Raw genomic sequence first — 6,430 nt, 5'->3', positions numbered from 1 at the left:
GAGCTCCCTTACATCCTTCCCCGCTCGTATGAAACCGGCCTTCAGCCAGTAATAGTCCTTTGGCCTGGCCGGGGCTTCTACTATTCCTGAAGTTGAGATTAAAGATGGAAGTCCGGTAAGTATTACTCTGGCGTGATACCTTGGGGATCTGGGGTAGCTATCAAGCTTGTCCTGAGCGGGGTCGAAGGGAGGGAGGGTCTTTAGGGAATCGCCTGTTTCAAAAGTTCCAAAAAGTCGGCCTGTAAAAATTATGTGAATAAATCCGCTGCCAAGTTCACCCTTAATTTTTTCGTAAATGATTTTATAAAAAATTCTTTGAAGCCAAAGTCCGTCGTATAACACCCCGAGTGTGCTTGCCTCTCCTTTTAGTCTTCTCAGCTCTACGCCGATTTCCCCGTATATAGGCTCCCTGACCTCGTCGAGAGGCGTGGATATGTCCAGAACCCTTGTTCCTGCTATTTTCCTTGTTAACTCCTGAGCTTCTTCCTTAGCTAAATCCAAAAACTCGAAGAAATTCCCCCGGTATTCTGCGGAGAATCCAGTCTCTCTTAGATAATCAATTACTTCAGGAACCGATAATGAATTTGATGGACAGTCAGAGTAGATAAAGATTTCTTTAATTCTAGACATGATTATAATGTAGAGACGCATTGCAATGCGTCTCTACCAATCAATGAGACTTGTCTATTTAAATATATAAGACTTTTAGGAAGAAAGCTCGGCGATAACCTCTATCTCCACGGGTGCGCCAAGAGGAAGTTCATAAACACCTACTGCGGCACGGGCATGCCTACCTTCCTCACCAAAGACTTCGTAGAACAAATCGGACGCTCCGTTTACCACCTTGGCCTGCAACTCAAAACCAGGGGCGCTCGACACGTATCCGGTAACCTTCACAATTCGTGCAATCCTATTCAAGCTTCCCAATTCCCATTTCATAACGGAAAGTATGTTTATCGCAGCCACTTTTGCCGCCTCAATCGCCTCTTCAAGAGAGACCTCTCCACCGACTTTTCCTTTGTATAAAAGCTGGCCTTCTCTTATGGGAAGCTGGCCGGAAACAAAAATGAGATTTCCAGATACTAGGGCAGGCTTATAAGAGCCAAGGGGAGCCGAAATCTGAGGAATTACAATTCCGAGCTCCTTCAACTTTTCTTCAGCCTTTATCGCTCGTCCCTCCGACCTTGAGAGCAACATAAACCGTATTCTTGTCTCGTTTCACCAGGAGAAGAGCATTATCCCCATTCTTAATCGAATCTATGGCTTTTCTATATTGTTCAAGATTCTTTATCTGCTTTTTGTTTATCTCCAGTATTATATCCCCCCGGCGGAGTCCGGCATCCCAGGCAATACTCCCTGGTTCAACATTGGTCACTATAACACCCTCGGTTTCTTCGATATTAAGGCGTCTCTGAATCAAGGGAGTGATTTCCTGCACTATGAGGCCTAAATCCCTTTGAACCTCTTCCCCGCCTACCGCTGAAGCCTTGGCAATTTCCTCGGGGAGTTCGCCTACCTTAATTTCCACATTCTTTTCATCCCCGTTTCTTATATACTTCACTTCCGATTGGGTTCCTGGCGGTGTGGCTGCAACTATTTTGGGCAGGTCGGCCATATCGTTGATCCTATTTCCGTTGAATTCGACAATCACGTCCCCTCTCTTAATCCCCGCTTTTTCAGCCGGTCCACCCGGGGTCACGTCCGCAACTAACGCCCCCTTGGGCTCCTTAAAATTCATACTCTCGGCAATCTCCGGGGTGATTTGCTGCACCAGAACGCCCAGCCAGCCGCGAACAACCTTTCCGCTATCCTTGAGTTGCTCTATGACGTTTTTGGCCATGCTGCTAGGAATAGCAAACCCTATCCCCTGGCCGCCGGCGATTATAGCAGTATTCACACCAACCACCTGGCCGTCTAAATTAAAAAGAGGCCCGCCACTGTTGCCGGGGTTGATAGCGGCGTCTGTTTGGATGAAATCATCGTATGCGCCCAGTCCAAGAGACCTTCCCTTAGCACTCACTATACCTGCTGTAACCGTATGTCCCAGCCCGAACGGGTTTCCTATTGCTACAACCCAGTCTCCGATTTCAAGCAGGTCTGAATTTCCAAATCCCACTGCCGGGAGTCTCCTTTTGGGATCGATCTTTAGTAGCGCTAGGTCGGTTTTAGGATCCTTGCCTATAACCTTGGCTTTATACTTCTCCCCGTTTTCCAGTATCACATCGATGTCGTTGGCTTTTTCTACGACATGATTGTTCGTTATGATGTAACCATCCTCGCTTATGATGAACCCAGAACCCAAGCCCCTCTGCCTAAATTCTTCCCCTGGAACATCCCCGAAGAATCTCTCGAAGAATTCCTCAAACGGGTCGTCCGGACCTCCCCCGAATGGGGACTGAAAAGGCTGTCCGAAAGGCATTGCGCTTCTTTTGATGACGTTGGTCGTGCTGATATTGACCACGGACGGCTTCAACCTCTTCACCAGTTCGGATAATGAAGTAAGGTCACGGGCCTCTGCCCTCCCATTAGTTATGACCGAAGGAAAAATCGTGAGAAAGAGTGCAACTAACAGTGGAACAGCGGTTTTTAATAACCTTGCCATATTTTAAGCCTCCAAATAAAAAAATATGATATTGTTAGAACAGTTTGATGTCAAGGAAAATACTTTGATTGACAACGTCACCTTATTTGGGTAATCCATTACAAAAAGACAAGGAAGAGCATCGAATTGTCTAAGATAGTCGTAGGTGTGGTTTTCGGAGGAAGGTCGGTAGAGCATGAGATCTCTCTTCTTTCGGCAAAATCGATCATGCGGAATTTGGACCCCGATAGGTACTGGGTGTTTCCCATTTTCATCGGGAAAGACGGAACCTGGAGGAAGGCCTCGGTCGACGCCTGGCTCAGAGACGGAGGTTTAGAGATTTTCACCAACACCATCCTATCCCCCTCCCTTAATCCGGAAAAACCGGTCTTTTACGAGTTGAATAAAAGCAAGGTGCAAAGAGAACACCGGGTTGATGTTCTATTTCCGGTACTCCATGGAACCCATGGAGAGGATGGCACTGTTCAAGGGCTTTTCGAACTCATGGGAATACCTTTTGTTGGGGCGTCGGTACTGGGCTCTTCGGTGGGCATGGACAAAATTATCATGAAGACAATTTTTCGGGATGCCGGGCTTCCGGTAGTAAAATTCGTCGGATTCTACGGTTATGATTGGAAATTAAGGAGAGAACAGGTAAGAAGAAAGATTCTAGAAGGAATCGGAATGCCCTGCTTTGTGAAGGCAGCCAACCTCGGTTCGAGCGTCGGTATAACTAAAGTCAGATCAGAGGGTGGGTTGAATGAAGCAGTAGACTTTGCCTGCCAGTTTTCTCAAAGAATTATAGTTGAACAAGCGGTCGAAGTCCCCAGGGAGATTGAAGTAAGCGTCTTGGGGAATGAAGACCCGGTTTCATCTTTACCTGGAGAGATAGTGCCTCACCGAGAATTCTATGATTACGTGGCCAAGTATATCGAGCAGGGCACCGGTCTTATCGCCCCGGCGGACCTGGATAAGGAAACCGTGGAGAGGCTTCAAGATTATGCCGCCAGGGCCTTCAAGGTGGTGGACTGTCAAGGAATGGGGAGAGTAGATTTCTTGATGAATAAGACAACCGGGGATATCTTTGTGAGCGAGATTAACACCATCCCCGGCTTCACCCAGATAAGCATGTACCCAAAGCTCTGGGAGGTGAGCGGGATAAAATACCCGGAGCTTATTACCAGGTTAATCAATTTGGCGATTGAAAGATATGAGATGAATAAAAAGCTGAGGACGGATATAGAACAAGGGTAAATCTCACTTCAAATTCAAAAACTTCTCCGCGGTTTCGACGAATTCTGTTATATCCTGAAGCCTGTTCCTGAGAACATCATACAGCACCTCATAGTTTATTTCTTCATATTCATGAGCTAAAACATTCAAGAGGGCGACTAAATCAGCCATCCTGGCTTTCAAGTCAGCCCCAATAACGCCTTCTTCTTCCAATATAACAAAGGACTCGCTTATCGTAGTCGGCTTCCGGAACTTAGAGACAGATATTATTACCTCAGTCAAGTCGATTGCCGTTTTACATACCAAGTATAGATATCTTTCGATTGCTCCTCTCAAGGTAGTATCCCTTTCTATTTCCTCTACAGAACGATTTCGGTAAGGCTCGAGTATAGATAGGTATTTTTTTAACGAGCTTATTTTATTTTCTGCAACGGAGAGGTTTGTCATGTTTAAGATTTGGTCAATCCGTACCTACCAAGAATTGATTTAAAATCAAAATACTCATTAAGGATCTTCGGCTCCACTATAACCCTGAAAGGCTCCTCCTCGTAGATTAACTGCCCTTCCATTATAACATTGAATCTAAACTCCGGCATCTCGGATAGGTTCAAAATAGCGATATCCACTTTATCCGTGCCCAGAATCCTGCTCAGTTGGCCCATCAACTCTAGTTTGGTATCGAACATCTTCTTCCGGTCTTTTTCATCAAAGTAGATGGCAAAATCATAATCGCTTAAAGGGCCAACCTCCCCCCTTGCCTGCGAACCAAACAGATAGACAAGCTTAATCTGAGGATAGCGCAGAATTATTCCGTTTAATTTTTCCTTAACAGAATCGTCCATGCTCTAATCATATAAGATTGGAGAGTTAAAATCAAAAAAGATTATGGCATAACTCATTTCCCCAGCACGTCGTTTTTTTCTCCACGGAAGATAACCAGAAACACCACGCCGGCAATAATCCCGGCGCCGCCGATCAATTTCACGATAGGTGGCAGGTCGTCAAAAATGAAATAAGAGAATAGAATGACGAAGAGAGATTCCATCGGCATCACCGCTGTAGAGCGGGAAACATCGAGAAGCTTAATCGACTGAAATTGGCTGGCCTTGGCTATATAGGCCCCGGTGAGGCCGCCAAGAGCCATAAGTACCAGGTCGGTTAATCCGGGTAACTGAAACCTTCCGGAGATTATCAGATATATAAAGGCTACAATAGCCACCCCCAGCGCCCTCAGGTTAGCCACCGTGAGCATATTCAGGTCCTGTGCGATTTTCTTCACCAAGAAGGATAGAAGCGAGTAGAAAAAGGCGGAGAGAAGGGCCATCAACGTTCCGAGAAGTAAGTAGCCTTCTCTTTGATAAGCAACTATGACACCGCCAGCAATCGTGACGATTATTCCGATCGACTCCCCTTTATTTAATCTCTCCCCTAGAAACATCACTCCTAAAAACAAGGAAAAAAGGGTTTGTGCTTTCATCAGGAATGAGGTGAGCGGAGGCCCGATTGTCCTGAGCGAGAAGATCCATAGGGCCGCGCCTATGGCAGTGACTACGGAGCTTAAGATAAATATGGTCGTGTATTTTCTTAGCTGCCTAAGTTCACCTCTCTGTGAGGGGAATAGCATCACTGCGAATATCGAAAAGAAGAACGCCCCGAAGAACCAGTAAAAGGTAACAGACTCCGGGTTCAGGTCTTTATTAACCGCTTTTCCAAACACATAGGATAGGGCGGTAAAGAAAGCAGTGCTCACCAGGAACAAATAACCCTTCAGCGGAAATCTTGTTTCTGTCTTCTCCGTGTTTTTTATTTCGCCCATACTATTCATCTAACCAACGGTGAAATGATGCAGGATGCATGATTCACTTGGTTGAATTGTTACTATCCTTCCTCCTCCACCACCAGGCCAGCGCCGAGCCGGATATGTTGTGCCATACACTAAACATGGCTGAGGGTAAAGCCGCAAGCGCCCCAAAATGGGTTTTTGCTAGCGCTACCCCTAAACCGGAGTTCTGCATCCCTACCTCTATTGACACCGCCCGGGCTTTCGCCGTCTCCATTCCCAAAAGCTTCGCCAGATAAAAACCAAGGGTAAGACCTGTAAGATTATGGAGCACCACCACCATCCCTGTTTTGATCCCCACTTTCCCGATGGAGCCGGCGTTAGCCGCCACTATTACACCCACAATAAAAATAATGGCAACCGAAGAAACCATAGGAAGAAATTCTGTGACTGTACCGACTTTTTCCTTGAATAGACTCCTTACCCCAACCCCCAGAACTACCGGTAGAATAATAATTTTCAGAGTTGAAATGAAAAGACCGAGAACCGGCACCGGTATCCATTGCCCGGCCAGGAGGTAGGCAAGGGACGGAGTAAAAATAGGAGAAAGAATAGTAGATACCGAGGTCATAGCCACGGATAAGGCAACGTCCCCTTTCGCCAAATAGGTTATCACGTTAGAGGCGGTCCCTCCGGGGCATGACCCCACCAGCACTACCCCGGCGGCAAGAAGCGGTTCGAGGCTGAGAATTTTAGCCAGGGCAAATCCGGCAAAAGGCATAATCCCGTATTGAGCTATGAATCCCACTGCCACATCCTGGGGTCTCAGCAAAACC

8 protein-coding genes are annotated in these 6,430 nt (G+C 46.6%); 1 reads left to right on the top strand and 7 read right to left on the bottom strand.

Annotated elements, in window-relative coordinates; translation table 11 throughout:
- The 3 genes from VNN20_00300 to VNN20_00290 all read right to left on the bottom strand — a co-directional run.
- Window positions 1-651, bottom strand: a 651-nt coding sequence (locus VNN20_00300; GenBank protein ID HWP90629.1) for a DUF6775 family putative metallopeptidase, incomplete at its 3' end; no start/stop codon positions are given.
- A gap of 54 nt (window positions 652-705) precedes the next feature.
- Complete coding sequence (locus VNN20_00295; GenBank protein ID HWP90628.1) at window positions 706-1,197, bottom strand: RidA family protein; 492 nt, start codon at window positions 1,195-1,197, stop codon at window positions 706-708.
- Window positions 1,157-2,602 (bottom strand): DegQ family serine endoprotease, encoded by a 1,446-nt coding sequence (locus VNN20_00290; protein HWP90627.1) that lies wholly within the window; start codon window positions 2,600-2,602, stop codon window positions 1,157-1,159. The genes VNN20_00295 and VNN20_00290 overlap by 41 nt, the downstream gene beginning before the upstream one ends.
- A 126-nt stretch (window positions 2,603-2,728) precedes the next feature.
- Here VNN20_00290 and VNN20_00285 point away from each other — a divergent pair, with 126 nt between their 5' ends.
- Window positions 2,729-3,835 (top strand): D-alanine--D-alanine ligase family protein, encoded by a 1,107-nt coding sequence (locus VNN20_00285; protein ID HWP90626.1) that lies wholly within the window; start codon window positions 2,729-2,731, stop codon window positions 3,833-3,835.
- Between the two features lie 3 nt (window positions 3,836-3,838).
- On the opposite strand, the gene VNN20_00280 is transcribed toward VNN20_00285, so the two are convergent.
- The 4 genes from VNN20_00280 to VNN20_00265 all read right to left on the bottom strand — a co-directional run.
- The gene (locus VNN20_00280; GenBank protein HWP90625.1) at window positions 3,839-4,261 is read right to left on the bottom strand and encodes a DUF86 domain-containing protein; all 423 of its coding nucleotides are present in this window, start codon (window positions 4,259-4,261) and stop codon (window positions 3,839-3,841) included.
- Window positions 4,262-4,263: 2 nt separating this feature from the next.
- Window positions 4,264-4,656, bottom strand: a complete 393-nt coding sequence (locus VNN20_00275; GenBank protein ID HWP90624.1) for a nucleotidyltransferase domain-containing protein — start codon at window positions 4,654-4,656, stop codon at window positions 4,264-4,266.
- A 53-nt stretch (window positions 4,657-4,709) separates the two neighbouring features.
- Complete coding sequence (locus tag VNN20_00270) at window positions 4,710-5,630, bottom strand: DMT family transporter (protein HWP90623.1); 921 nt, start codon at window positions 5,628-5,630, stop codon at window positions 4,710-4,712.
- Window positions 5,631-5,673: 43 nt separating this feature from the next.
- On the bottom strand, window positions 5,674-6,430 hold a 757-nt coding region (locus VNN20_00265; GenBank protein HWP90622.1), incomplete at its 5' end, for a bile acid:sodium symporter family protein.

It is taken from the genome of Thermodesulfobacteriota bacterium, from assembly GCA_035559815.1.
GTDB lineage: Bacteria > Desulfobacterota_D > UBA1144 > Nemesobacterales > CSP1-2 > DATMAT01.
Note: the sequence above shows the minus strand (reverse complement) of the source record. Positions and strands in the feature narration are given on the sequence as shown.